The sequence below is a fragment of the Thermomonospora echinospora genome (assembly GCF_900108175.1).
GTDB classification, from domain to species: domain Bacteria; phylum Actinomycetota; class Actinomycetes; order Streptosporangiales; family Streptosporangiaceae; genus Thermomonospora; species Thermomonospora echinospora.
On sequence record NZ_FNVO01000016.1, the window covers coordinates 45,297 to 72,037 of the forward strand.

At 72.5% G+C, this 26,741-nt stretch carries 21 protein-coding genes; 8 read left to right on the forward strand and 13 right to left on the reverse strand.

What is annotated here, in order from left to right; translation table 11 throughout:
• The first annotated feature begins 11 nt into the window (after positions 1–11).
• The 3 genes from C4U03_RS28535 to C4U03_RS28545 are packed head-to-tail and all read left to right on the forward strand — an operon-like array spanning position 12 to position 6,507.
• A complete protein-coding gene (locus C4U03_RS28535) occupies positions 12–4,454 on the forward strand; it encodes a non-ribosomal peptide synthetase family protein (RefSeq protein ID WP_103941980.1) in 4,443 nt (1,480 codons plus the stop codon).
• Positions 4,455–4,471: 17 nt separating this feature from the next.
• Positions 4,472–5,935 carry an FAD-dependent oxidoreductase gene (locus C4U03_RS28540; protein WP_103941982.1) on the forward strand — a complete coding sequence of 488 codons (1,464 nt, stop codon included), beginning with the start codon at positions 4,472–4,474 and terminating at the stop codon, positions 5,933–5,935.
• 53 nt (positions 5,936–5,988) lie between these two features.
• Positions 5,989–6,507, forward strand: coding sequence for a pyridoxamine 5'-phosphate oxidase family protein (locus tag C4U03_RS28545; protein WP_235018224.1), 519 nt, complete (start codon positions 5,989–5,991; stop codon positions 6,505–6,507).
• 114 nt (positions 6,508–6,621) lie between these two features.
• Here the strand turns inward: C4U03_RS28545 and C4U03_RS28550 are convergent, their stop codons facing one another.
• The 5 genes from C4U03_RS28550 to C4U03_RS42635 form a co-directional block, all read right to left on the reverse strand.
• Positions 6,622–7,461 (reverse strand): response regulator transcription factor, encoded by an 840-nt coding sequence (locus tag C4U03_RS28550; protein WP_235018225.1) that lies wholly within the window; start codon positions 7,459–7,461, stop codon positions 6,622–6,624.
• 378 nt (positions 7,462–7,839) lie between these two features.
• The gene (gene rfbB / locus C4U03_RS28555; protein ID WP_103941984.1) at positions 7,840–8,811 is read right to left on the reverse strand and encodes a dTDP-glucose 4,6-dehydratase; all 972 of its coding nucleotides are present in this window, start codon (positions 8,809–8,811) and stop codon (positions 7,840–7,842) included.
• Between the two features lie 348 nt (positions 8,812–9,159).
• The gene (locus C4U03_RS28560) at positions 9,160–10,524 is read right to left on the reverse strand and encodes an ABC transporter substrate-binding protein (protein ID WP_103941986.1); all 1,365 of its coding nucleotides are present in this window, start codon (positions 10,522–10,524) and stop codon (positions 9,160–9,162) included.
• 340 nt (positions 10,525–10,864) lie between these two features.
• Complete coding sequence (locus C4U03_RS28565; protein ID WP_103941988.1) at positions 10,865–12,337, reverse strand: FadD3 family acyl-CoA ligase; 1,473 nt, start codon at positions 12,335–12,337, stop codon at positions 10,865–10,867.
• Complete coding sequence (locus C4U03_RS42635) at positions 12,334–12,459, reverse strand: hypothetical protein (RefSeq protein ID WP_268817548.1); 126 nt, start codon at positions 12,457–12,459, stop codon at positions 12,334–12,336. Before C4U03_RS42635 ends, C4U03_RS28565 begins: the two co-directional genes overlap by 4 nt.
• Positions 12,460–12,585: 126 nt before the next feature.
• Between C4U03_RS42635 and C4U03_RS28570 the strand changes: the two genes are divergently transcribed.
• Together C4U03_RS28570 and C4U03_RS28580 are read left to right on the forward strand one after the other, a co-directional pair.
• Entirely contained in the window at positions 12,586–13,326 is a 741-nt protein-coding gene (locus C4U03_RS28570) for an alpha/beta hydrolase fold domain-containing protein (protein ID WP_200827538.1), read from the forward strand.
• A 939-nt stretch (positions 13,327–14,265) separates the two neighbouring features.
• Positions 14,266–14,946, forward strand: a complete 681-nt coding sequence (locus C4U03_RS28580; RefSeq protein ID WP_103941993.1) for a TetR/AcrR family transcriptional regulator — start codon at positions 14,266–14,268, stop codon at positions 14,944–14,946.
• Between the two features lie 74 nt (positions 14,947–15,020).
• Here C4U03_RS28580 and C4U03_RS28585 read toward each other — a convergent pair whose 3' ends face one another.
• Positions 15,021–16,205: a thiolase family protein gene (locus C4U03_RS28585; RefSeq protein ID WP_103941995.1), complete on the reverse strand. Its 1,185-nt coding sequence runs from the start codon at positions 16,203–16,205 to the stop codon at positions 15,021–15,023.
• Positions 16,206–16,267: 62 nt separating this feature from the next.
• Between C4U03_RS28585 and C4U03_RS28590 the strand changes: the two genes are divergently transcribed.
• Positions 16,268–17,146, forward strand: a complete 879-nt coding sequence (locus tag C4U03_RS28590) for an alpha/beta fold hydrolase (protein WP_103941996.1) — start codon at positions 16,268–16,270, stop codon at positions 17,144–17,146.
• Positions 17,147–17,152: 6 nt separating this feature from the next.
• On the opposite strand, the gene C4U03_RS28595 is transcribed toward C4U03_RS28590, so the two are convergent.
• The gene (locus C4U03_RS28595) at positions 17,153–18,859 is read right to left on the reverse strand and encodes an N-acyl-D-amino-acid deacylase family protein (RefSeq protein WP_103941998.1); all 1,707 of its coding nucleotides are present in this window, start codon (positions 18,857–18,859) and stop codon (positions 17,153–17,155) included.
• Positions 18,860–19,007: 148 nt separating this feature from the next.
• Between C4U03_RS28595 and C4U03_RS28600 the strand changes: the two genes are divergently transcribed.
• Both C4U03_RS28600 and C4U03_RS28605 read left to right on the forward strand, forming a co-directional pair.
• Positions 19,008–19,814, forward strand: coding sequence for an SDR family NAD(P)-dependent oxidoreductase (locus C4U03_RS28600; protein ID WP_200827539.1), 807 nt, complete (start codon positions 19,008–19,010; stop codon positions 19,812–19,814).
• A 36-nt stretch (positions 19,815–19,850) separates the two neighbouring features.
• A complete protein-coding gene (locus C4U03_RS28605; RefSeq protein WP_103942001.1) occupies positions 19,851–20,039 on the forward strand; it encodes a ferredoxin in 189 nt (62 codons plus the stop codon).
• 60 nt (positions 20,040–20,099) lie between these two features.
• Here the strand turns inward: C4U03_RS28605 and C4U03_RS28610 are convergent, their stop codons facing one another.
• The 6 genes from C4U03_RS28610 to C4U03_RS28635 form a co-directional block, all read right to left on the reverse strand.
• Complete coding sequence (locus C4U03_RS28610) at positions 20,100–21,308, reverse strand: amidohydrolase family protein (protein ID WP_103942003.1); 1,209 nt, start codon at positions 21,306–21,308, stop codon at positions 20,100–20,102.
• A gap of 37 nt (positions 21,309–21,345) precedes the next feature.
• Complete coding sequence (locus tag C4U03_RS28615; RefSeq protein ID WP_103942005.1) at positions 21,346–22,479, reverse strand: acyl-CoA dehydrogenase family protein; 1,134 nt, start codon at positions 22,477–22,479, stop codon at positions 21,346–21,348.
• Complete coding sequence (locus C4U03_RS28620; protein WP_103942007.1) at positions 22,479–23,666, reverse strand: acyl-CoA dehydrogenase family protein; 1,188 nt, start codon at positions 23,664–23,666, stop codon at positions 22,479–22,481. The genes C4U03_RS28615 and C4U03_RS28620 overlap by 1 nt, the downstream gene beginning before the upstream one ends.
• Before the next feature lie 148 nt (positions 23,667–23,814).
• A complete protein-coding gene (locus C4U03_RS28625) occupies positions 23,815–24,597 on the reverse strand; it encodes an enoyl-CoA hydratase/isomerase family protein (RefSeq protein WP_103942008.1) in 783 nt (260 codons plus the stop codon).
• Positions 24,594–25,535, reverse strand: a complete 942-nt coding sequence (locus C4U03_RS28630; RefSeq protein ID WP_103942011.1) for an acyl-CoA dehydrogenase family protein — start codon at positions 25,533–25,535, stop codon at positions 24,594–24,596. The genes C4U03_RS28625 and C4U03_RS28630 overlap by 4 nt, the downstream gene beginning before the upstream one ends.
• Entirely contained in the window at positions 25,532–26,680 is a 1,149-nt protein-coding gene (locus tag C4U03_RS28635; RefSeq protein ID WP_103942013.1) for an acyl-CoA dehydrogenase family protein, read from the reverse strand. The genes C4U03_RS28630 and C4U03_RS28635 overlap by 4 nt, the downstream gene beginning before the upstream one ends.
• Positions 26,681–26,741: the final 61 nt, after the last annotated feature.

Below are 26,741 nucleotides of genomic sequence, written 5' to 3' on the forward strand. Positions count from 1 at the left end.
GGAGCCCGCTAATGAACGACCATCTGGTCGCCGACCGCGCGGCCGCTGCGGAGCCCGCGGCTCCCGCCGCGGAGACGATCCGCCGCCCGGCCTCCGACAGCCAGGCCGGGATCTGGTTCGTCGACCAGTACGCCACCGATGCGACGGTCTACAACTCGCCGATCTCGCTGACGGTCCGCTCGCGGCTGGACGCGGCCCTGCTGCGGCGCGCGCTGCGCCACGTCGTCGCCCGGCACGAGAGCCTGCGCACCACGTTCGCGCTGGCCGGGGACACCGTCATGCAGCACATCCACGCCGAGCCCCGCACGTGGTGGCAGGCCGTGCGCGCCCGCGACGACGCCGATCTGGCCCGGCTCGAACGCGAGCTGGCGGGCACCCGGTTCGACCTGGGCGAGGGGCCGCTGCTCAGGGCGCTGTGCGTGGACACCGGGCGCGACGAGACCCGGCTGCTGGTCAACGTCCACCACGCCGTGTTCGACGGGCTGTCCTGGGACATCTTCCTGACCGAGTGGCTGACGGCCTACCAGGACCTGGCCGCGGGCCGCCCGCCCGGGGCCGGATCGCCCGCCCGGCAGTTCCGCGACTTCCAGGACTGGCACGGTGAACGGCTCAGCGGCCCGGCCTACGACAAGTCGCTCGCCTACTGGAAGGACAAGCTCGCCGGGGCACCGCCGCTGCTGGCGCTGCCGCTGGACGCGCCCCGGCCGCCGGTGCAGTCCTTCCAGGGCGCGGACGAGCCCGTCCCCCTGACCGCCGAGACCGCCCGTGACCTGCGGGCCCGGGCGCGGCAGGAGGGCGTCACGCCGTTGATGCTGCTGCTGGCCGCCTACGCGGTCTTCCTGCACCGGCACACCGGCCAGCAGGACCTGCTGGTCGGCGTGCCCGCCTCGCTGCGCGACCGCGCCGAGGCCCAGTCGTTGATCGGGCACCTGGTCAACACGGTGGTGCTGCGGCACCGGGTGTCCGGTGACCTGACGGTGCGGGAGCTGCTCGCCCAGGTGAAGGACGAGGTCGTCACCTCGATGCGGCACCGGGCCCCGGCGTTCGAGAAGGTCGTCGAGGCCGTGAACCCGGGGCGCAGCACCGGCCACGCGCCGATCTTCCAGACCATGGTCACGCTGATCCCCAAGGGCGGGGCGCGGTACCGGCGCCTGGGCCTGGACGTGGACGCCTGGCGGCACCTCGGCGGGGCCGCCAAGTACGACCTGGTGCTCATCCTGGAGGAGCACGAGGATCGGCTGGACGCCTGTTTCGAGTACGACACCGCCCTGTTCCGGCCCCAGACCGTGCGGGCCTTCGCGCGGCGGTTCGGCACGCTGTTGCGGGGCATGCTCGCCGACCCCGACCCCGACCCCGACGCCGCCGTCGCCGACCTGCCGCTGCTCACCGAGACGGAGGAGCGGGACCTGCTCGCCGCCTGGCGTACCGAGCGCGACGACAAGGCGGTGCGGGAGACGGTCGCCGCCCTGTTCGAGCGGCAGGTCCGCCGTACCCCCGACCGCGTCGCGGTGGAGTTCGCGGACCGCACCCTGACCTACCGGGAGCTGAACGAGCAGGCCAACCGGCTGGCCAGGGCGCTGCGAGCGCGCGGTGCCGGCGTGGGGACCCGCGTCGCCCTCTTCCTGGACCGCGGCCTGGAGACGATCGTCGGCCTGCTGGCGGTGCTGAAGACCGGGGCCTGCTACGTTCCCGTGGATCCCGCCTACCCGCGCGACCGGATCGAGTTCATGCTCGCCGACTCGCGGGCCGGGCTGGTCGTCACGCGGGGCGCTCCGGCCTGCCGCGTCCCGCCGGGCGCCGCGGTCTTCGACCTGGACGCGGAACTGCCCGCCGCCCGGTCCCTGCCGGGCGACGACCTGTCCACCGGCAAGTCGCCCGGCGACGAGATCTACCTCATCTACACCTCGGGGTCCACGGGCCGGCCCAAGGGGGTGGTCATCAACGACGTCACCATCGCCAACCTGGTGCACCGCCAGCGCGACCTCTCCGGCCCGCACGCCGACGCGCGGACGCTGCAGTACATGTCGCTGTCCTTCGACGTCTCGGCCCAGGAGATCTTCGGCACGCTGTGCGCCGGCGGGACGCTGGTGCCGGCCGACGCCGAGCTGCGCACCGACCTGCACCGGCTCGTGGCGTTCGTCGACGAGCGGCGCATCGCGCGCCTGTACCTGCCCTACATCGCGCTGCACCAGATCGCGACGATCGTCGCCCGGGACCGGACGCCGCTGCGTCACCTGGTCGAGGTCTACACGACCGGGGAGCAGCTGGTGGTCACGCCGCAGCTACGGGAGATGTTCGCCGCCTGCACCGACGCCGCGCTGCTGAACATCTACGGCCCCTCGGAGAGCCACCTGTGCACGGCGCACCGGCTCCCGGACGACCCGTGGAGCTGGCCGGAGGCCCCGCCGATCGGCCGTACGGTGCCCAACGTACGGTTGCTGGTCCTGGACGAGCGGGGACGGCCCGTTCCACCCGGGGTGTCCGGCGAGCTGTACGTCGGCGGGCCGATCCTGTCACCCGGCTACAACGGGCTGCCCGAGCAGACGCGCGCCCGGTTCGCCGCCGACCCGTTCGACCGGGCTCCCGGCGCTCGCCTGTACCGGACCGGCGACCTGGTCCGCCAGAGCGCCGACGGGGTCTTCACCTACCTGGGGCGCGCCGACGACCAGGTCAAGATACGCGGCTACCGCATTGAACCGGCCGAGATCGAGGCCGCCCTCAACGACCTGGGCTTCGTGGACGCCTCGGCGGTGGTCGCGGTGGAGTGCGGCCCCGGGGACCGGCGGCTGGTGGCCTACCTGGTCGCGGCCCGCCGCGTACCCGAGGCCGAGCTGCGGCGCCGGCTGGGCGCGGTGCTGCCCGACTACATGGTCCCCTGGCGTTTCGTGCATCTGGACGCGCTACCGACGACGCCGTCCGGCAAGATCGACCGCCGGGCCCTGCCGGACCCGCCCGAGCCCGGGGGCGGCTCCGCGCCGTCCTCCGCGCCCGGCACGGCCGCATCGTCCCCGACGCAGCGCCGTATCCGCGACATCTGGGCTGGCCTGCTGGGGCACGGCGACATCGGGCTCGACGACGACTTCTTCGCGCTCGGCGGCCACTCGGTGCTGGCCGTCGGCCTGTCGCAGGCGCTCCGGGAGGAGTTCGGGATCGACGTCCCGCTGCGCACGCTGCTCAGCACGCCGACCGTGGCGGGCATGGCGGACTGCGTCCAGCGGGCCCGGACGGACGGCGGGGCCGGGCGGACCGACGACGACCTGGCCTCCGTGCTGCGCGGCGACGCGCGCCTGCCCGCGCGCATCACCACGGCGGGCGTGGAGCGCGCCGCGCCGGCCGACGGCGTCCGCCACGTGCTGCTCACCGGAGCGACCGGGTTCCTCGGCGGCTACCTGCTGCGCTCGCTGCTGGCGGCCGGCTGCGTCGTGCACTGCCTGGTGCGGGCCGAGGACGAACGGCAGGCCCGGGAGCGGATCATGGCGAACGCGCGCCGCTACCTGCTGGCCGACCACCTGGACCTGTCCCGCGTCCATGTGGTGCCCGGCGACCTGACCCGGGAGCGATTCGGCATGGACGCGCGGCGGTACGCCGCCCTGGCCGGGCGGATCGACGCCGTCCACCACACCGCCGCGCACATCAACTTCGCCGCGCCGTACGCGTCGGTGAAGCCCGCCAACGTGGACGGCTTCGTGCGGATCGTGGAGTTCTGCGCCGAACGGGTGCTGAAACCGCTCCACTACACCTCCACGCTCGCGGTGTTCTCGCCACGGCGGGCGGCGGGCGTCATCACCGAGGACAGCGTCCCGGACGAGCCGCGCGGGCTGGGCATCGGCTACGCGCAGAGCAAGTGGGTCGCCGAACGGCTGGCCCTGGCGGCCCGGGAACGCGGCGTGCCGGTGACGGTCTACCGGATCGGCCGCGTCGGCGGGGACTCGGTCACCGGCGCCTGCCGTGCCGACGACTTCTTCTGGCTGCAGCTCAAGAGCTTCGTCCGGCTCGGCCTGGCTCCCGACGACCCCGGGCGCCCGGTGGACCTGCTGCCCGCCGACGTCGTCGCCGACATGGTGACCGGCCTGTCGCGCACGCCGCGGGCCGAGAACCGGACCCTGCACGTGTTCCACCCGCGGGGCCTGGACTGGAGCACGGTGTTCGAGGTGATCCGCGGCCAGGGGTACGCGCTGCGGACGGTGCCGGCCGACGCCTGGCTGGACGCGCTCGCCGCCGACGGCGGGGACGACGGGCGCTCGCTCGCCGCCCTGGTCCCCCTGTTCAGGGAGGGCGCGATGGAACTGGGCGACCACGTGTACGCCAACACGGCCACCGGCGACGTACTGCGCTCGGTCGGCATGGACTTCCCCGAGGCCGACGCGGCGTGGGTCGCCTCGATGATCCGCCACTTCCGTGCGGCCGGTGAGCTGCCCGCCGCGCCGGGCTCACCGGCCTCCGCCGCACGGTGACGCGAAAGGACCACAACGTGCCTGAAGCCAACCGCCCGCTCCGGGCGATCATCGTCGGAGCCGGGCCCATGGGATGCCTGCTGGCGGCCGAACTGCGCCGCCGGGGTTTCGACGTCGACCTCTACGAGCGGAACGGCCCTCCCGGCCAGGGCCCCGAGGTGAGGGGACGCTCGTTCAACCTGACCCTCACCTACCGCGGCCTGAGCTGCCTGGGACGGCGGCAGCGGGAGGCGATCTACGCGGCGGGGGTGAAACTGCCGCAGCGGATCGTCCACCGGCGGGACGGCTCGGTGACGTACCAGCCGTACGGTGTCGAACAGCACCACCACCTGCTGTCGATCCCGCGTTCGGCGCTGCACCGGATCCTGCTCGAACAGGCCGTCGCGGAGGGTGCGCGCGTGCACTACGGGCACACCTGCGTCGCCGCCGACGCCAGGCGCGCGGAGGCGACGTTCGTCACCTCCGCGGGCGGCGTGTCCCGTGCCCGCGGCGACCTGCTGGCCGGCTGCGACGGCGCCAACAGCCTGGTACGGCACGAGCTGTCCAAGTCCGGCGCCCGCATGCGCATCTCCCAGGAGTACATCCCGCACGGGCATGTCGAGATAGGGACCGACGTCCACGACGAGCGGGCGATGCGCTGGCGGCTCGGTGACCCGCGCAGGATCGACGGCCGCCGCCCCGGGATGCACCTGTGGCCGCGCGGTGACTACTTCCTGCAGGCCCAGCCGAATCTGGACGGCACCTTCACCACGACGCTGTTCATGCCGCTGGAGCGGGCCGGCGCAAACCTGCGGTTCCGGGGGCTGCGGGATCGGGAGGCGGTGCGGGGGCTGTTCGCGCGGGACTTCCCCGACATCGCCCCCGCGCTGCCGCGGCTGGCCGAGGAGGTGCACGACGTGCGGCCCGCACAACTGAAACTCGTCAGGTGCGCCCCATACCACCACGAGCGCGCCGTGCTGCTCGGCGACGCCGCGCACACGCTCGTACCGTTCTACGGGCAGGGCATCAACTGCAGCTTCGAGGACGTCGCAGTGCTGTGCTCGCTGTACGACCGGCACCGGCGCACGACCGGTGATCCGCGCGCGGCCGTCCGCCCGGCGATCGCCGAGTTCAGCGAACTGCGCGTGCCCGCCGGCCACGCGATCACCGAGCTGTCCCTGGCGAACCTGGAGGATCTCAGCTCCGGGGTCGGGCAGGAGCGCTACCACGCCCGCAGGGACCTGGAACGCAAACTGCACCGCCGCCACCCGGCCTGCTTCGTGCCGCTGTACCAGATGGTCGCGTTCACGCGCGTCCCCTACCACGAGGTCGTGGAGCGGTACCGATGGCAGGAGCGGGCGCTGGACCGGCTGTGCGATCGCTACGACCAGGTGACGGAGGCCGAGCGCATCATCGCGGCGTACCCGGCCCTGGTCCGCGGGGAGCGGCGGGACGAGGAGATCTTCGAGCTGGCGCTGTCGTCGCTGGAGCGGCCGGCATGAGCGGCCCGGCGGCGGCGCGGCGCACGATCGCCATGAGTCGGGAGGAGATACCGATGGGCCCGATGGGCAAGGAACCCTTCGATGTCGAGTTGGATCCCAGGTTCAGCGTGCCGGACGCCTCGGCCGCGCCCTGGTCCGAGGCGCGCAGGCTCCTGGCGGAGGCGGAGCTGTACTGGCTGACCACCCTCCGCCCGGACGGGAGCCCGCACACGACCCCTCTGGTGGCGGTGTGGCACGACGACCGCCTGTACTTCTGCTCGACCCCCGGGGAACGCAAGGTCCGCAATCTGGAACTCGACCCGCGCTGCATCCTGATGACGGGGTGCAACCACCTGCACCGGGGCCTCGACATCGTGGTCGAGGCGGAGGCGACCCGGGTGACCCGTACCGACGAGCTGGCGCGTGTCGCCGCCGCCTATCGGGCCAAGTACCCCGAGCAGTGGCATTTCACGGTCGGCGACGACGTCCTCGTCGGCACGGCCGGGAAGGCGTGGGCCTACTCGATGGCGCCGAAGGTGGCGTTCGGCTTCGCCAAGGGGGAGTTCGCGCAGACCCGATGGCGGTTCGGGTGACGGCGGGGCGGCGGTTCGGGTGACGGCGGGCGGCCGTCCGGGGATGTCCTCGGCCGGCCGCCCGCCTTTTCTCGTCGGTCGTTCTCCCCGGCCGTCCTCGTCGACCGCCGGGGCTCAGTCCGCGGAGCCGGGCCCGCGGAAGCGGAATCCGACGCCCCGGATGGCGATGATCCATCCCCCGCCGCCCAGCTTGCTGCGCAGGCTGCTGACGTGCGTGTCGATCGTCCTGCTGGCCCGGGGGCTGATCTCCGCGCCGTCGGGGTGCTCCCAGACCCGGATCATCAGCTCCTCCCTGGTGAACACCTTCTCCGGGTCGGCGGCCAGCAGATACAGCAGGTCGAACTCCTTGCGCGTCATGTCGACCGGCCGCCCGTCCACGCGCACCTCACGGGCGACCGGATCGATCAGCAGCGGGCCGTGGCGCAGCCTGCGGGGCTCCTCGGCCGGGTCCTCCCGGGCCGGGCCGCCGTGCACCCGGCGCAGGATGGCGTTGATGCGCGCCACCAGCTCACGCGAGCGGTAGGGCTTCTCGATGCAGTCGTCGCAGCCGGCCTCCAGGCACAGCACCCGGTCCAGTTCCGAGGACTCGGAGACGAACCCCACGATGGGGACGTCACTGGCGCTGCGGATGGCGCGGCACACCGCCAGGCCGTCGATGTCGGGCAGCTCGATGTCCAGGAGGATCACGTCGTAGCCCGCGTACTCCTCCAGGGTCGTGGCCCCGCTCTGGGCGGCGTGCGCGTCGAAACCGTGCCAGCGCATGTCCTGCACCACCTGTTCGGTGGCCGAGCAGCCGGACACCACCAGCAGCCGGACGGTCCGGCCGCCCGGGAGCGGATCGCCTCCGCCCAGGCTGAGGGGAGCCACGGCCTCGGCCACGCCCGGCGTGTGCTCGGGCGTCCAGTCTCCAAGCCGGCTCTGGGCATGCGGGTGGCGGACGGCCGCGCCGTTCACCGGGGAATGGGTGGATGCCTGGGCGCGCTCCGCGGATATGGATTGAGGGTGGCGCACCGGTCCGGTCGAACTCATCGATGTCCCTTCTGGGTGGCCCACGTGATGGCGGGAGGGCGCGATCCAGCAGGACGGACAGGACCTGGTCTGTTGCATGCGGTCGGTACGGCCCCTGAGATCACGGCTGGTCAGCTCCGCCCCCTTTCACCGCCCGTGCCGCACGCCTCACTCACCGCTCGACGGCGAGGCGCGTCAGGAGTCAAGCTCAGGGACAGTATTGCAACCAATCCGGCCCTCTCACCCAGGGGCACGAATCGGTCTTGTGACCGGACCGTTAAGGGCGCACCTTAATCGGGGCACGGCATCCTCGAACAGCGAAGATCACGCTGCGCGCTTCAATGGCTCCCACCAGTCACGGTTGCGCCGGTACCATTCGATGGTCTCGGCGATCCCCGCGGCGAAATCCCGGCGGGGAGAGTAACCCAGCTGGGTACGGGCCTTGGCCCAGTCCACCGAGTAGCGCAGATCGTGCCCTGGCCGGTCCGCGACCATTTCCACCATGTCCCAGCCGGCGCCGCACCCTTCCAGCAGGACGGCCGTCAGTTCCCGGTTGGTGAGCTCGGTGTCGCTGCCGATGTTGTAGATCTCCCCCGCCGCCCCCCTGGTCCGGACCAGTTCGACCGCGCGCACGTGGTCGTCGGTGTGCAGCCATTCGCGCACGTTGGAACCGTCCCCGTAGAGGGGCGCCTTCCGGCCCGTCAGCAGGTTGGTCACGAAAAGCGGGATGACCTTCTCGGGGAACTGGTACGGGCCGTAGTTGTTGCAGCAGCGCGTCACCCGCACGTCGAGCCCGTGCGTGGCGTGGTAGGACAGCGCGATCAGGTCGCTGGACGCCTTGGATGCGGCATAGGGGGAGTTGGGCCGCACCGGCTCCGCTTCGGACCAGGAGCCGCGTTCCAGGGAGCCGTAGACCTCGTCGGTGGAGATGTGCACGAAACGCTCCAACTCGTGCCGCAACGCCGCCTCCAGCAGAACCTGCGTGCCCAGGATGTTCGTGCGCAGAAAACGGTCCGCGTCATAGATCGAGCGGTCGACGTGCGACTCGGCGGCGAAGTGCACCACCTGGTCGGCCTCGCGGACGAGGGCGTCCACGACGTCTGGATCGCAGATGTCGCCCCGGACGAAACGAAAACGCCGCTCGCCGCGTACCGGACCCAGGTTGGCACGGTTTCCTGCATAGGTGAGCTTGTCGAGAACCGTGACCGACACGTCATCGCGTGCCTTCAGCAGGGACCGCACATAATGCGAGCCGATGAAGCCCGCGCCGCCGGTCACCAGGATTCGCGTGGCCATGAGACTTCTCCCCCTCGCGCATATGCTCATATGCCCATGTCGGCATCGACGCACTCGTCGCAAACGGTAGTCGTCCGGCGGTACGGCATCAATTCAGGAACCAAAGAAGAACATGATTCCGCGAAGGTCCCGCGCACGGGCCTTTCACAAATGTTCTTCAACTGTCCTCGAAACACCCGCGGCCGCCCCGGCCGGCGCGGGGGGGCGGACGGGCCGACCGGCATCCGGGCGGACCGGCCTTTCACCCCCTGCCGCCCGGCCCGCGATCCCGCCGCCGCTCCTTGAGCGCGGCGGCGGGATCGCGCAGGTCCGTGACATGACAGGGTCCGGCCCCGAAGGCGGGCTCCGCTATTTCAGGTCGGCCATGGTCTTGCCGACGTCGGCGAGGGTGACCGGCTTGATGTACGACCTGGTCAGCCTGTACGCCGGGGCGCCGCAGCGGAAGGCGCCCTTGTTGGGCCGGAAGTCGGCGGGCCGCCAGCCCTGCGGTGTCGCCCGCTCGACGTTGAAGCAGTCGAGCGGGGCGTCGGGCTTGCTCAGGTCGACGGGGGCCTGGAGGCCGCCGGCGGTCCAGGCCGTCTCCCTGCGCCCGGCCTCGAAGACGCACCTGCGGGTGAGGTCGTTCCCGCAGGCGGCGGCGGCCTTGGCGAACAGCAGGAACGCCGAGAAGGAACGGATCGTCCCCAGCGTCACCTGAGCTCCGGGCGCGTACTTCTCGAACAGGTCGATGAGCCGGCGGGTCGCGGGGTTGGCGGCGGCGTTCTCCAGCGGGTGGATCCCGCCGAGGTCGGCCAGGTTGTTCTGGAAGCCGATCGCCCTGCCGGCGAGCTTGAGGAACGCCGGGCCGTAGGAGTAGGCGTTGGCGTCGATCCAGTCGAGCCGGTAGCCGATGTTCGTCAGGGCCAGTTCCAGCTTGGCCAGCTCGGTGAGGTTGCCGTAGAACACCAGGCCCCTGACGTTCCTGCTCTTGATCGCCTGGGCGTACGGCGTCCAGTCCGCCAGGCCGGAGACCGGGTAGAGGTCGCTGTAGGCGAACCTCCCGCCGACCCCTTCGAGGGTCTCCTTGACCTGCTCGGCGAGGACCTTGGTCACCGGGGAGTCGCCCACGAGGCTGCCGACGGCCTTCGCCGAGCCGGGGTAGGCCTCCTTGAGCAGCCAGGTGAAGTAGCCGGTGTAGCGGCTGTAGGACGAGCCGCCCCACTGTGAGATCTGCAGGTCGGAGCCGTTGTTCTCGGCCTGGGTCGTGGTGGCGGGGAACTCCGGCAGCAGGCAGTTCAGCCGGTCCCTGACGCCCATGCCGTCGAGCGCGGAGGCGCCGCCGACGATGAAGAAGTCCTCCCGGCAGGATTCGAGCATCCGCTGGCGGACCTCCATCAGCCTGGAGTCGCGGGTGTTGGCGACCACCCTGCGGCCGTTGACGCCGCCCGCCTCGTTGCACCAGGACGTGAACACCTTCGCGGCGGTGGTGTAGTCGGGACGCTTGTCGAAGCCCTGGTCGGTGAAGACGCCGACGTTGATCTCGGTGGCGGTGACGCCCTGCGCGGGCGAACCGGCCGGCTTGCCGGGTCCGCACACGCCCTTGAGGTCGCCGAAGTCGGCGGCCGCGGCCGACGCGGCCGGTGCCTCCTCCTCACCGCCGGAGCCACCGCGGCCGCACGCGGTGGCCAGCAGGGCGACCGCCACCAGGGCGGCGAGAGTTCTCTGGGGTTTCACGGGCGGGTTCCTCCTCAGTGCAGTCCCCGATCGGCCGGTGGTGGGTCGCAGCCTCGGCGGCTGGGTCAGAGGTGGGCGGGAAGGGCTTTCGCGCCGAAGAGAACTTTGCGAGTACTCACTCACTTCCTTCGATGAAGGCGAAACTAGCTGGTCCACCGGCAAGAATCAACACAAGTTCGTGAGCACTCACATAACAGTCCGAGTGCCGGACGGCGGCGGTCTTGAAGCGGGTGGGCTCCTCGGCTCTGCGAAGGCCCAAGCACGCGTTCGGGCACTGGACCTCGGAGAAGCCATCGGCGATCGCACCACCCCCTGGGTGTCCGTGGTGAGAGCGATGGCCTCACTCGGTGGAGGCCGGCGGCCAGTCCCCACGCAGGCGGTCCTTCATCACCTTTCCGGTGGCGTTAAGCGGCAGCTCCTCCAGGAACTCCACATGGCGGGGCACCTTGTAGCCGGCCATCCGCGTACGGCTCCAGGCGATCAGCTCCTCCACCGACACCGGCCCCTGCCGCACCACGAACGCCTTGCCCACCTCACCGAGCCGCTCGTCCGGGACGCCGATCACGGCGGCCTGGACGACGGCCGGGTGCTCCATCAGGAAGCCCTCGATCTCGGCCGGATAGGCGTTGAAGCCGCCCACGATGAACATGTCCTTCTTACGGCCGACGATCCGCAGGCGCCCCCGCTCGTCCATCGACCCGAGGTCACCGGTGTGCAGCCAGCCGTCGGCGTCGATCGCCTGGGCCGTCGCCTCCGGGTCGTCCAGATAGCCCTGCATGACCGAGTAACCACGGACCAGGACCTCCCCGTCGTCGGCGATGCGCACCTGCATGCCCTCGCACGGGGTGCCGACCGTCGTGGCGATGTCCTCGAACGAGTCGCCGGGGCGGGAGCAGGTGACGGTCCCCGCCTCGGTGAGCCCGTAGGCCGTCATCACCGAGGCGAACGGCAACTCGCTCGCGATCCGGCGGATCAGCTCGACGGGGATGTCGGCGGCCCCGGTGGCGGCCGTCCGCAGCGACGACACGTCGTGCCCGCCCCGGGTGAACCGGTCGCCCGGGGCGGACAGCAGCGCGTGGTAGACGGTGGGTGGTCCGGGCAGCATCGTCACCCGCTCGCGTTCCACCATTTCGAGGACGCGGCCGGTGTCGAAGACCGGCACCGGGATGATCGTGGCGCCCTTGAGCAGTGCCGCAATGCAGCCGGCCTTATAGCCGAACGTGTGGGAGAACGGGCTGACGACCAGATAGCGGTCGCCCTCCCGCAGTCCGGCCAGGTCGCCCCAGCCGGAGTACTTGCGCAGCGTCTGAGTGTGGTTCATCATCACGCCCTTGGGCCGCCCGGTCGTCCCGGACGTGAAGACGATGTCGGCCACGTCCGTACCGCGCACCGTGCGTTCGAACGGCGCGCCGCCGTCCAGGAAGCCCTCCGTCAGGTCGATCACCGGGACGCCGGACGGCGCGCCGTACCGCCTGCCGAGGAACCCCTGCCGGACGAGCATCATCTTCGTGCGGCTGCGCACGACGACGTCGGCGATCTCCTCCGCCCGCAAGCGGGTGCCGACCGGGACCAGGACTCCGCCGGCGGTCAGCAGCCCGAAGGCCGCGACGATCCACTCGACGGAGTTCGGGGCGCACAGCGCCACCCGGTCCCCTCTGCCGACCCCCGCGGCCGCGAACGCGCCGGCCGCGCTCCGGACGCGGGCCGCCAGTTCGGCGAAGCCGAGCCGGACGGGCCCGTCCACGATCGCCTCGGCGTCGCCGAAACGATCGGCGGCGGAGAGCACCATCTCGGGGATGGTGTCCCACCTCATGCGGCGACCGGCGGGACGAGGAAACACCGAACCCGGAATCCGGGCACCGGCTCCGGGATCACCGAAATCACGTGCGCGCCGTTCTGCGCGACCCGGCCGAGTTTCTCGATCGCCTTTTCCACGGCGGAAAGACCGACGACGGCTCACGCGGCGGCATGGGGAACTCCTTTACCGGAGGGGCACATCAGACTGCGAATATGCTATTCTCCTCTATCGAGAATCACACTTTCAGATGTGGGGAGTGCGCTGTGGCGAGTGAGTTGCACGTGGACGCGCACGCGGTGGGGCTGACCGTCCGGCCGCCGGAGGGGTCGGGGATCGTCCTCCTCCACCTGCACGGGGACCGGCACCTGTCCGGTGAGCCGGAACCGGGGCTCGACCTCGCCGGCCATCTCGCGGTCAGGACCGGGGCCGAGGTGGTCTGCGCCCGTTACCGGCCCCGCTTCCCCGTTGCGTTGGCGGATGTCCGGGCCGCCTACGAGCACTGCCGCGCGGCGGGTCCGGTCATCGTGGTGGGCACGCTGGCGGGCGCCGGGCTCGCCACGGCGCTGCTGCTCCAGTTGCGCGACGAGGGGGCCCGGCTCCCCGAGTGCGCGGTCCTGGTCTCGGCGCTGCTCGACCTGCGTCTGGAGGCGCAGAGCCTGTTGTTCAACGCGGCCGCCAACCCGGCCTTCGACGTAGCGGAGCTGCGGCGGCGCGTCGCGGAGTACGCGTGCGGCGCTCCACGGACCGACCCGCTGCTGAGCCCGCTCCTGGGCAACCTGCACGGGCTTCCTCCGGTGCAGGTGCAGACCGCGGGCACCGATCCGCTGCTCGACGACTCGCTGGCCTTCGCGGCCCGGGCCGCCCACTCCGGCATGAACGTCAACCTGCACATCCGGCAGGACGCCGCCGAGCTGCGCGCAAGAATCGTTCCGGCCGCGGCGGCCTTCATCGGGTCCTGGGCGCCGTCGGCGGCCGTCCGGGCGCCGTGGCCGCCCCTGGGCTGAGCACCGGCCGATCGGCCCGGCCGGCCGGTCACGAAGGCGCGGACCCGTGCAGAGGCCCGGCTCGGCCGGGCCACCGCACCTCAGCCCGGCGAGGCCGGACGCGGCCCGCCTGTCCCGTGCTTCCATCCGCCCTCCTCGCCCGGGGGCAGGAACCACACTAAATAAGTGAGCGGTCGCTCATCAAGAGCGTTCTTTCCGAAGGCCGGCCCCACCCCCGCCGGGAGGGAGCCGCCCCCGATGAGGCGCGTCGCGGGAAAGGTCGCCGTCCTCACCGGCGCGGCACGCGGTCAGGGCCACGGCCACGGCCACGGCCACGGCCACGGCCACGGCCACGGCCACGGCCAGGATCGCCGAGGAGGGCGCCCACATCAACGCCATGCCCGCCGGCAGGAGTCCAACGTGATGAACGCCGTCAGGTCCTGCCCGGAGGGGGCGATCCCGGTGGAGACTCCATGAGCATCGCAGGCGATGACGGCAAGAAGAGCCGCCACGACTTCGAGCGGGCCTGCGGCGATCAGCGGCTCGCCGAGTTCGTCGCCGCCCGCACGGCGCGGGCGAAGATCGCCGGTTAGCGGCCGACCGTCCGGGCGGCCGCGGGATCGTCCGGGCCAGTCCGCCCACCATGGCGTGGACGCGCCACTCCGTTCCCCTCCCCCGGCAGCACGTCCGGCTTCGCGCCGGACGCGATCACCGCACCGGCGGTACGCTGCGGAGGACGGCGGCCCACGCCGGGCTCCTGCTCCAACCTCCAACGGCCTCCAACGGGGCGCCCGCCTCATCGGCGAGCCCGCCGCCAAGACCGATCCCGGTGCGGTGGCGGCCGTCCTCGCCCCCTGGAGACACCCGCGATGACATGGCGTGGGAGGGGTTCCCCACCGTCTAGTATGAAAGTATGTGCCCACTTAGCTCCTGCCGGGGTCCGGTCGCCGGGAGACGCTCATGACCAAGCCGGCCGCTTCGTCCGCGCGGCCCGCCGAGGAGGCGCCGCGGCCGCGCCGGCGGCTCACCGCCGAGGCGCGCAAGAGCTCGATCCTGGCCGCCGCGCGGCGCGCGTTCACTGAGACCGGCGACATGAACGGCACGACGATCAAAGTGATCGCCGAGCACAGCGGCATCAGCGAAGGCGTGATCTACCGGCACTTCGAGAGCAAGGACCAGCTGTTCTACGAGGCCGTCGTGGAGCCACTCAAGCAGGCCGTGGACGATCTCGTCGCCGCGACCGCGGCCGTCGACCGGGAGCAGCCGCTCACCCCCGAACGCCAGCTGCGCACGATGACCGGCCTGTACCGGCAGCTCATCTCGACGCTGGAGGAGATCCTCCCGCTGCTGGGCCTGGTGCTGTTCGGGGACCCCCAGGTGGCCCGCCGCTTCTACCAGGAGGACTTCACGGTCGCCATGGACCGGCTGGCCGAGGCCTGGCGCGAGGTCGAGGACCGCTACGGCTACCCGTTCGAATCGCCGGACATCTCGGCCCGCGCGGTGATGGGCATCGCGCTCGTCCTCGCACTGGAGAGCCACCACGGCAAGGGGTTCGACCGCCACCGCGCGGTGACCCTGATCAGCGAGGGCACCGTGAAGGGCTTCTTCCCACCTCTGGAGGCCGCCCGCCGCCGGCAGTGACGCAGGCGGCCGCAGCCGCGCCTGCCCACGGTCCTCGGCGTCCGCTGACGCCGTACGCCGCTCTGGTGGCGAGGTCAGGGGGCGGGCACCTCCAGGACCACGGCCGTGCCCATGCCGCCGCCCGCGCACATCGCGGCCACCGCGAAGCCTCCGCCGCGGCGGCGCAGTTCGTGGATGAGGGTGAGTACCATCCGGGTGCCGGTCATCGCGACCGGATGGCCCAGGCTGCAGCCGCTGCCCAGGACGTTCACCCGGTCCTCGTCGAGCCCGAGCGCCCGGGTCGCGGCGACGCTCACCGAGGCGAACGCCTCGTTGATCTCCCACAGGGAGATGTCCGCGACCGACAGCCCGGCGCGGTCGAGCGCCTTCGGGACGGCCCGCTGCGGCGCCAGACCGGTGTCGGCGGGCGGCACGCCGACCGAGGCCCACGACCGGACGACGGCCAGCGGCCGCAGCCCGGCCTCCTCGGCGAAGGACCGGTCGGTGACGACGACCGCGGCGGCCCCGTCGTTCACCCCGGCGGAGTTGCCGGCAGTGATGCTGAAACCCTCGATCTCGGGATGCAGCGGCTTGAGCGAGGCGAGCTTGTCCAGGGTGGAGTTCCGCTTGGGATGCTCGTCGACGGCGAACGTGCAGGCCGTGCCGTCGCGGCGGGTCACCTCGATCGGGAAGATCTCCTCCGCGAAGCTGCCGTCGTCGATCCCGGCGACGGCCCGCCGGTGCGAACGGTACGCCCAGGCGTCCATCTCCGCCCTGGTGAGACCGGCCTTGGCCGCGGTGTTCCAGCCGACCGTGACGGTCATGTCGCGGATGGGGGCGTCGGGCGTCTCGCGGTGGCTGGGCGCGAGCCAGTCCTCCTCCCAGTCGTCGGTGCCGGGGATGCGCCGGCCGGTCCTGGGCATCGTCGAGCTGGACTGCACGCCGCCGGCGACGACGACGCGGTCCATGCCGGCGATGACCGACGCCGCGGCGGTCTGCAGGGTGGACAGCCCCGAGGCGCAGTGCCGGTTGTGCGCGATGCCGGGGGCGTTGACCAGCCCCGCCTCGATCGCCGCGTAGCGGCCGATGGCGCCACCGCCGTAGAGGGACTCGCCCATCACCACGTCGTCGAAGAGCTCTGGCGGGATGCCCGAGCGCCGCACCGCCTCGGCGACCGCCTTCGTGCCGAGCTCCAGCGCGTCGACGTCGACCAGCGAACCCCGGAACGCCGTCCCGACCGCCGTCCGCGCCCCCGAGACGATCACCGCCTGCCGGCTCATGCCGCCGCCTCTCCTAGTAAGTGAGCATTCCCTAACATCATTAGGGATAGTAACTTCGGGGCATGGCGACGGCAAGCGTGCACGGCCTGCGGGTCGGCTATGACGTGATCGGCCGGGGTCGGCCCTGGGTGCTCACCCCCGGCGGCCGGGACGGCAGGCACGCCCCGGGCCTGCGGGAGTTCGCCGAGGCGCTGGCAGAACGCGGCAACCGGGTGCTGATCTGGGACCGACCCAACACCGGCGAGTCCGACGTGTGCTTCGCGGGGACCTCGGAGTCGGCGATGCAGGCGGACGTCCTGGCGGGACTGCTGCGGCGGCTTGGCATGGCCCCGGCCGTGCTCGCGGGCGGGTCGGGGGGCTCCCGGGTGTCGCTGCTGACCGCGGCCCGCCACCGCGACGTCGCGGCCGGGCTCGCCCTGTGGTGGATCAGCGGCGGCGTCTTCGGCCTGATGTCCGTCGGCCTGCACTACTGCGGCGGCTCGATCCGGGCGGCCTGGGACGGCGGCATGGCCGAGGTCGCCGCACTGCCCGAATGGGCCGAGGTCCTCGCCCGCAACCCCGCCAACGAGCAGCGCCTCCTCGACCAGGATCCGCGGGAGTTCATCGCGACGATGGAACGCTGGCTGGCGGCCTACTCCCCCTCGGACGCCGAACTGGTCCCCGGCCTGCCGAACGCGGCCGCCCGCGCGCTCGACGTCCCGGCCCTGGTGTTCCGCAGCGGCACGCGCGACATCCACCACCGGCGCGAGACGTCGGAGCGGATCGCGCGAACGCTCCCGAACGCCCAGCTCGTCGAGCCACCGTGGGGGGACGCCGAGTGGCCCGAGCGGCAGGCGGCCCGCACCTGTGGGCAGGCTCCCGGCCTGTTCGTGCGCTGGCCGCTGCTCGCCCCGATCCTCCAGGACTGGGCCGAGGAGGCCCTGCCGCCGTTCGGCGGGTGAGCCGTCTCAGACGGGGGTGACCACGCGGCCCGGCCGGGCCTCGGTCAGCTCGTCGTGCTCGACGAGGATCCGGCCGTTGACGATGGTGTAGTCGTAGCCCCGGGCGCGCTGGGTAAAGCGCTGCGCGCCCAGGGGGAAGTCCGCCACCATCTCGGGCGTGTGCAGGTGGAGGCCGTCCAGGTCGAGGATGTTGACGTCGGCGAACGCGCCCGGGGCCAGGACGCCGCGGCCGGGGATCCCCCACAGGTCGGCGGCCTCCAGGGTGAGCTTCCTGATGGCGCGGCCGACGTCCAGCAGGCCCTGGTCGCGGACCCAGTGCCGCAGGAAGTAGGTGGAGTTGCCGGCGTCCATCGTCAGGGCCACGTGCGCGCCGGCGTCGGCCACGCCGATCACGACGTCCGGGTTCGTGATCATTTGGGCTACGGCGCCGAGGTCCTGGTTGAGGACCGGGTAGTAGAGCAGCCCGAGCCCCCCGGTCTGCAGGCAGTACCCAATGAAGGCCTCGGCCGGTCCGACGCCACGCCGGGCCGCCTCGGCGGCCAGGCTATTGCCGGCCGACACGTCGTAGTCGGCGGAGCCGGGCGGCATGAGGTAGATCTTGGCGGGGTCCTTGGGGGCCAGCGGCCCCGACAGGGTGGACGGCCGCTCGGCCTCCTCGATCAGCCGGGCGCGCGTCGCCTCGTCCGACAGGGCCGCCAGCCGCTCGGCCAACGGCCGTCCCACCAGCTCGGCCCAGCCGGGCAGGGTGTCATAAGGCGTCCGGCCGACCAGGCCGTAGACGATGGCGCTGCCCCGCACCGCCGTCATCGGGCGCAGGTCGGCGCCGCGTGCGCGGGCCGCGGCGGTCTGCTCCATGACCCACGACCACAGGCCGGGACGGCGGTCGCTCTGCATGATGGAGAAGGCCAGCGGACGGCCGGAGGCACGGCTCACCTCCTCCATCCAGGCCATCTCGGCGACGGAGTTGCGGCGCTCGGCGCCGTCGCGCTCGCCGATGCGCGGCACCACCTGGAAGGTCCCGCGGCCCCGGGCGGCCAGGGCGCCGGCGATGGCGTCCAGCTCGGCCGGCCGGGCGTGGGTGCCGGGCACCGGACGTCCGTCGGGCACAGTGTGCAGAAACGTGCGGGACGTCGAGAAGCCCAGCGCGCCGGCGTCGACGGCCTCGCCCACGAGGGCGGCCATGGCCGCGACGTCCTCGTCCGTGGCGGGGTCCTCCGCCAGGCTCCGCTCCCCCATCACGTAGTGGCGCAGCGCGCAGTGGCCGATCAGCCCGCCCGCGTTCACGCCGAGCTCCCGGCGGCCCAGGGACTTGAGATAGTCGCCGTAGGTCTCCCAGCCCCAGTCGAGGCCGGCCATGATCGTGTCGGCGGGGATGTCCTCGACCGACTCCATCATCGCCGCGAGGTACCCCTCCTGCCCGGGGCGGACCGGGGCGAAGGTGACGCCGCAGTTGCCCATCACGACCGTGGTGACGCCATGGTGGCAGGAGGGCGTGGCCGCCGGGTCCCAGAACAGCTGGGCGTCGAGATGGGTGTGGACGTCGATGAACCCCGGGGTCACCAGCCGTCCCGTGGCGTCGATCTCGCGCCGGCCCCGGCCGGTGACCGCACCGACCGCGGCGATCCGGTCGCCGTCGACGGCGACGTCGGCCCGCCGCGGGGCCGCGCCCGTCCCGTCGGCCACCTCGCCGTTGCGGATCACGATGTCGTGCATGGCCGGGGTCCCTTCGGCAGGATCGAGGCAAAAGAGCGATTGCTCACTTACAATAACGTCCACGCACTGGGAAGATAAGGGAGTAGGCACTTACTTTGCTGGGCGGTCGCCCGGCCTCCGACTCACCCCGGGAGTGGTCTTGGGATCGATGAACGGCCGCGTGGCGCTCGTCACCGGCGCGAGCCGCGGCATCGGGCAGCGCATCGCCGAACGCCTGGCGGCCGAGGGCGCGGCGGTGGCCCTGGTGGCGCGGACGGTCGCACCGGGAACGTCCGCGCTGCCGGGGTCTTTGCAAGAGGTCGCCGGCCGCATCAGGGCCAGGGGTGGCGTCGTCGCGGCGCTCCCCGCCGACCTCACCTCACCGGAGGAGGTCGAGACCCTGGTGGCGCGGGCCGAGGAGGCGCTCGGCCCGGTGGACACCCTGGTGAACAACGCGGGCGTCAACTTCTACGGGCCCGCGCTCGAGGTCCGCCCCCGCCGCTACGCGCTGATGTTCCAGATGATGGTGCACACGCCGTTCCGGCTCTGCCAGCTCGCGGTCCCCGGCATGATCGAGCGCGGGCGCGGCTGGATCGTCAACATCACCTCCAAGCAGGCCCGCCATCCCCTGGGGCCGCCGTACCCGGACTGGGCGGCCGACGGCTGCGTGCCGTACGGGATGTGCAAGGCGGCGCTCGACCGCCTCACGACCGGCCTGGCCGCCGAGGTCCACGGCACCGGCGTGAGCGTCAACGCGCTCGGCACGTCCGGTCTGGTGATGACCCCCGGCGTGGCCGTGGTCTCACCGCACACTCCCGACAACGCCCCGGTGGAGGACGACGGCGCCATGGCCGACGCGGCGCTCCTGCTGTGCGGCGCCGATCCCGGCACCGTCACCGGCCGGATCGCCTACAGCATGGAGTTGCTCGGCCGGCCCTTCCCGGAGGGCCCGTGGGCCCTGTCGGCCACGTTCTGAGTCGCCTCGACCCGCCCCCGACAAGGAGGACGACCGATGAAGGCAACCGTTGATCCGGACCGCTGCCAGGGCCACGCGCGCTGCTGGGAGATCGCCCCGGAGGTGTTCGGCCTCGATGAGGAGGGCCACGGCACGGTCCTGGTCGGCGAGGTCCCGGCCGAGCACCGGGAGGCGGCGCGCCGGGCCGCGGACAACTGTCCCGAGCGCGCCATCACGGTGCGCTGACGCGAAGGAGGTCCCGGCCCGCCTTCCGAAGGCAAGAAGGCGGGCCGGGAGATCCCAGGGTCAGGAGACCTCGATGGTGGCCGGATCGGCCGGCGTGAAGTCGTAGACCCGTGCCGCGTTGCCCATGGTGATCTTGTGCTGCACGTCCTCGGGCAGGTGCCCCAGCCACTTGCCGGCCATCTCGATCGTGTCGGGCCAGGTGGAGTCCGAGTGGGGGTAGTCGCACTCGAGCATCACGTTGTCCTCGCCGATGACGTCCAGCAGCCGTAGGCCAGCGTGGTCCTCGATAAAGGTCCCGTAGACGTGGTCCCTGAACAGCCGGCGGATGTCGGTGTCCAGATCGAAGCGGGCCGCGCTCTTGACCTCGCCGCGGTCGTGCGCGGCGTTCATGTCGATGTCGAAGCGGGAGGCCCAGTACTTCTGCTTGTCGACGACTTGCTCGGCCCGCTCCAGGAAGTAGGGGATCCAGCCGATCGAGCCCTCCGACAGGGCGATCTTCAGGTTGGCGAACCTGGCGAAGTTGCCGCTGAACAGCCAGTCCAGCAGCGTGCCGGCCTGGTTGACCGCCGCCGAGTAGGCCATGAACGCCAGCGTCGGCATGTCGTCGGAGGTGCGCAGCAGGTTGGAGGAGGAGCCCACGTGCATCGATACGACCAGGCCGGTCTCGTCGCAGGCCCGCCAGACCGGGTCCCAGTGCCCGGTGTGGATCGACGGCAGCCCGAGCTTGGCCGGATTCTCGGAGAAGGCGATCGACTTGGCGCCGCGGGCGGCGGTCCGCTCGATCTCCGCGGCCGCGGCCACCGGGTCCCACAGCGGAATGATCATCATCGGGATGAACCGGCCCGGGTGGGCCTGCGCGAACTCCTCGAGGATGAAGTCGTTCCAGGCGCGCACGCACAGCAGCGCGAGCTCCTTGTCCCTGGCCTCGTGGAAGACCTGGCCGCAGTAGCGGGGGAAGGACGGGAAGAGCATCGATGCCAGCACCCGGCCCTGGTTCATGTCGGCCACCCGGGCGGCGGGGTCGTAGCAGCCGGGCCGCATCTCGTCGTAGGTGATCGGCTCGGGTGAGAACTCCTCGCGCCGCTTGCCCGCCACCGCGTTGAGGCCGGTGGTGACGATCTGCCGGTCCTCGTAAACCCAGAACTCCGAGTCGCCGTCCCGCACGATCCGGGGTCCGGTGTCCCGCCATCGCGCGGGCAGCCGTTCCTGCCACAGCCGGGACGGCTCGATGAGGTGGTCATCGACCGAGATGAACCAGGTGAACGACATGGGGGACTCCCAACCGCTCCGGCCGGGCGAGCCGGGGCTAAGAAAGCGAACGCTCACTACCACCATAGGCATCGAGCCGTTCCCGCGCCAGGGGCGAATACCGTTCAGCCAGCCGCCTGCGGTGCAGCGCCGGCGAGCCGAACAGCGAACGGTTGAGCGCGGCGCGCTTGAGGTAGACGTGGACGCCGCTCTCCCACGTGTAGCCCATGCCTCCGTGGAGCTGCATCGCCTTGCCCGCGACCTCGACCGCGGCCGCGCAGGCGTAGGACTTGGCCATCGACGCCGCGACGGCGGCCCCCGGCTCGTCGCCGGCCTGGCCCCGCACGGCCGCCGCGACGAGTTCCCGGGCCACCGACACCTGGACGAGCATGTCGGCGCACGCGTGCTTGACGGCCTGGAAGGAACCGATCTTGCGTCCGAACTGCTCCCGTACCCCGGCGTAGGCCACGGTGGCCTCCAGCATGGCCTTGCTCAGCCCGAGGCTGTCGCAGGCCATGGCGACGGCGGCCCGGTCGCGCAGGCGCCGCACGGCCTCCTGCGGGTCGCCGCGGAACCGCCACACCGACTCCGGGGGCACGCTGACGTCGGTGACGGCGACACGGCCGAAGCCGCGGGTGGCGTCGAGGACCGGCCGCCGCTCGACGCTCAGCCCGGCCGCCCGCGGATCGACGCCGACGATGACGGGCGTCCCGTCCGGATCGAGGGCCGGCACGAGGAGCCGGTCGGCGGCGGGCGCGTCCAGCACGAAGTCGGCCGTGCCGTGCAGCAGTGGTCCGCGCGCGGTCCGCGCGATGCGGAACGACGTCTCCCCCATAGCCTCGCCCTCCAGCACAGCGACAGGGACGGCGTCGCCCGCGGCGGTGTCGCGGAGCAGCCGGTCCCGGTCCGGGCCGGACTCCAGCAGGTTGAGCACCCCCACCCCGAGGACCGCCACGGCCGCGTAGGGGCCACGCGCCGCCGCACGGCCCATCTCTTGGAGGATGACGGCGACCTCGGCGAACGTGGCGTCCGCGCCGTCGAAGGCGCCCGGCACCTCAAGGCCCGGCCATCCGGCCCCGGCGATCGACCGCCAGTCGGCCGCGGCCTCGGCATCGGCCTTCCCGAGCAGGTCGCGGGCCACCGCGCGCAGCTCGTCGTGGAGCTCGGACAGACCGGGGCTCTCGGCGGGCATCAGCTTCCCCTCGGTTCGCGGGGCAGGCCGAGGCCGCGCTCGCCGATGATGGAGCGCTGAATCTCGCTGGTCCCGCCCGGGATTGTCCACTCCCACGAGCCGATGAAGTCCAGGACCCAGGCCCCTGACTCCCACCCGCTCGACAGGGGCTTGCGCAGCGCGGTGTGGGCGGCCAGCCCCGCGACCTCGGCGCCGAAGTCCGTCATCCGCTGCAGCAGCTCGCTGTAGTACAGCTTCACGATCGAGGCGTCCGCCGGGCCCGGGTCCTCGTCGGCGACGAGCCGCGCGCATAGCGCGCGCAGCCCGGTGAGCTCGGTCTCCAGCGCCGCGAGCCGGTCCGCCACCAGCGGATCGTCGAGCGGACGCGCCCCGCCCGGCCCGGGCCGCGCGCACAGCTCCACCAGCCATCGGAACCCGCCGTTGCCCAGCCGCTCGGCCAGCTCCAGCATGGTCATGCCGCGTTCGGCGCCCAGCGTCCGCTGCGCCACCCGCCAGCCCTCGTTCTCCGGCCCGACCAGGTGCTCGGCGGGGATGACGACGTCGTCCAGGAAGATCTCGCAGAAGTGCGACTCGCCCGTCGCCTGCCGGACCGCACGCACGTCGATGCCGGGCGTGCGCATGTCCATCAGGAAGTAGGAGATGCCGCGCCGCTTCGGCGCGCTGGGGTCGGTGCGGGCCAGCAGCAGGCACCAGTCGGCGTGCGCGGCGCCGCTGGCCCACAGTTTCTGGCCGTTGACGACGTAGGCGTCGCCCTCCCGGCGTGCGGACGTGCTGAGCGCGGCCAGGTCCGATCCGGCGCCGGGCTCGGAGAATCCCTGCACCCAGATCTCGCCGTCGAGGATCGCCGGCAGGTGCCTGCGGCGCTGCGCGTCGGTGCCCGCCGCCAGCAGCGTGGAGGCCGCGTGGTGGATCGCGACGAAGGCCAGCACCAGCCGGGGCGCGTCGTGGGCGGCCAGCTCCTGGTAGAGCACGACCTGCTCGGCGACCGGCATCCCGCCGCCCCACTCCGCCGGCCAGTGCGGCACGGCGAACCCCGCCCGCCGCAGCTCCTGGAACCACTCCTGCTGGAAGCTCACGAACTCCTCGTCCGAGACCCCCGTCTGCTCCCGCCGCCAGTCCTTCGGAACGTGCGCCCGGCACCAGTCGCGCACCCGTTCCCGGAACTCGTCCAGATCGGCGCGCGTCATGTCCCCGCCCTCCCCGGCAGAACGAGCAGCCGGACGCGATGTCCGGCCACCCGCCCGAAGCCGGTCAGTACACGACGCCGATCCTGGCGAACGCGCATCCGGCACCGGTGACGGACGTGCGCGCGGAACGGGTCCAGATCGGCGCGCGTCATGATCCCGCCTTCGCCTTGAGGGCGAGCAGCCGGGCGCGGTGCTCGGGTGAGCGCATGGTGGCGGCCTCGGCGGCGAAGCCGGCCTGCAGTGGGCCGGCCAGCGCCTGGGACAGGTGCATGTTGACGACCCGTTTGGTGGCGCGGAGCGCCTCGACCGGCTGTGCGGCGAACCGGGCGGCGAGGCGGCGGGCCTCGGGCAGCAGGTCCCCGGGAGCGGTGGTGCGGGTGGCGAGCCCCAGCTCGACGGCCTTGGCCGCGGGGATGCGGTCGCCGGTGTACAGGTACTCGCGGGAGCGGAGGATCGGGGTGAGCAGCGGCCAGAACGCGGCGCCGCCGTCACCGGCCACCAGGCCGACGGCGACGTGCGGGTCGGCCAGGTACGCGGTCTCGGAGATCAGGACGACGTCGCACAGCAGCGCGACGCTGCAGCCGAGGCCGACCGCCGGGCCGTTGACGGCGGCGACCACCGGCAGGGGGAAGCGGAGCATCTCCTCGATGATCTGCGCGCCCTCGCGGAGGCTCTCGTCGCGGGCGACCGGGTCGTCCAGGAACGAGGTGATCCAGCCCAGGTCGCCGCCCGCGCTGAACGCGCGGCCCGCGCCGGTGAGGATCACCGCCCTGGCCTCGGTGTCCCGGGCCAGGCGCTGCCAGACGTTGGCGAGCGCCCAGTGCAGCGGGCGGTCAACGGCGTTCAGCTCCGCCGGCCGGTTGATGACGACGGTGCGGACCGGGCCGTCACTCTCGACGGACAGCTCACCGGGAAGGTCGTCGTACCTCACGACGTCGCCCCCGGGAACAGGCCGGTCAGGCCGCGCCGCCCGATCTGCCGGGTCAGCCGGTCCCGGGTCGCCGACAGGCCCAGCGGCAGCCGCCGCACCGGCTGGCTGTACCGCGACACCCACGACAGGGTCGTCTCGTCGCAGAAGCCGATGGCGCCGTGCAGCAGGTGCGCGGTGCGGAACACCGTCTCGGCCGCCTCCAGCGCCGCCAGCCGGAGCGCGAGCGCGTCGTCGAGTGCCTCGGCGAGCCCGGCCTGAACGCTCCACAGCGCGTACTTGGCGAGCGCCTCGGCACCGCTGCGCTCCACCTCGGCGTCGGTCAACTGGAACTGGACGCCCTGCCGCTCGGCCAGCGGACCGCCGAACTGGTGCCGGGCGAGCACGTGGGAGCGGGTGAGCTCGATCGCGCGGTCGAGCATCCCCAGCAGCGTCCAGCACGGCAGGACCAGGCCCAGCGCCACGTCCCCCGCACCGGCCTCGTCGAGCGGCCGGACGTCGAGATCGGTGACGAACGCCGAGGTGCGCGGCGGGACGTTCGGCGTCCTGGCGACCGCGTCGCCGCGCCGGCCGTCCAGCGTCACCGCCACCCAGCGGAGGCCGAGCCCCGCCACCGCGCCCTTGGGGGCGGAGTCGGCGACGACCACGAGCCCGTCGACGTCCAGGTCGGCGGGACGGGCGAGGCGTTCGGCCACCGGATAGGCGACCGCCCAGTAGCCTGCGCTGCGGCACAGGGCCGCCGCGGCCTCCAGGTCGTCGGCGTCGCCGCGCGGGTCGAGGTCCCATGCGCCCAGCTCGCGCAGGACCGGCGCCACCAGGTCCTCCCGGCGCCCGGGCTCCCGTTCGGCGAGCTGGACGAGCCGGTCTCCGCCGGCCGCCCGCAGCGCCCGCAGCGCCTGCCGCCCGTACTCGGCGGCCGCTTCGCTCAGCTCGATGTTCACGATGCCGCCAGCAGTGCCCGGGCCAGCAGGATCCGCTGGACGTCGATGCTCCCGGAGGCGACCGTCGAGGCGTGCGAGTACCGCCAGTGGTCCTCCACCTCCAGGCGGAACCAGCGGGTCTGCGCATCGTCCTGCGGCGCCAGCGCCGCGATGTCCATGAGCACCTCCGCGCTGTCCTGGTCGAGCCTGGTCACCGCGATCCGGTAGGCCGCGGCGTCGTTCGGCCGCACCTGACCCCGGCTCTGCAGCGCGATCACGCGGTAGGCGAGCAGCCGGGCGCGCCGGCAGTGCGTCAGCATCCGCGCCCACCGGACCCGCAACTCGGCGGGCAGGTCCTCCCAGCCGTCGCCCAGCACCCGCGGCGCGGCCTGCAGCAGGCGCTCGCAGCGCGCGTAGCGGGCGATGCCCACCCGCTCGAACGACAGCACCTCCTGTACGACCTTCCAGCCCTCGTCGACCGTGCCGAGCACGTCGGCCTCGGTGACCCGCACGTCGTCGAAGAACACCTCGTTGAGGTGGTGCGGGCCCATCAGGCAGTCGATCGGCCGGACCTCGACGCCGGGGGCGTCCATCGGCACGAGGAAGATCGTCAGCCCCTGCTGCCTGCGCTCGCGCCGGGAGGTGCGGGCCAGCAGGAAGCACCACTGCGCCATGGTGGCGTAGGACGTCCAGACCTTCTGGCCCGAGATCAGCCAGCCGTCGCCGTCCCGCCGGGCCACCGTGCGCAGCGACGCCAGGTCCGAGCCGGCGTCGGGCTCGCTGAAGCCCTGGCACCAGATCACCTCGCCGCGCGCGATCGGCGGCAGGTGCCGCCGCCGCTGCCCGTCGGTGCCGTGCCGCATGATGGTCGGCCCGACCCAGTTGACGCCCATGTACTGCGCGCCGCGCGGCTCGTGGTGCGCCCACATCTCCTCGCGGACGACGGTCTGCTCCCACGGCGAGGCGTCCCGTCCGCCGTACTCCCGCGGCCAGGCCAGGCAGAGCAGGCCGCGCTCGGCGAGCAGCCGGCAGAACTTCTGCGCGGTCTCCAGATCCGCCGGATCGTCGGTGAAGGCCCCGAGGTAGTCGGGCGGGACGTGCTCGGCCACCAGCCGGCGCAGCTCGTCGCGGAGCTTCGTGGCGGCCGCGCCCATCGTGAAGTCCATGAGGCGACGCTAGACAATCATTGTAAGTATTACAATGCTAAGACCGGGTAAGGGTGGGCCC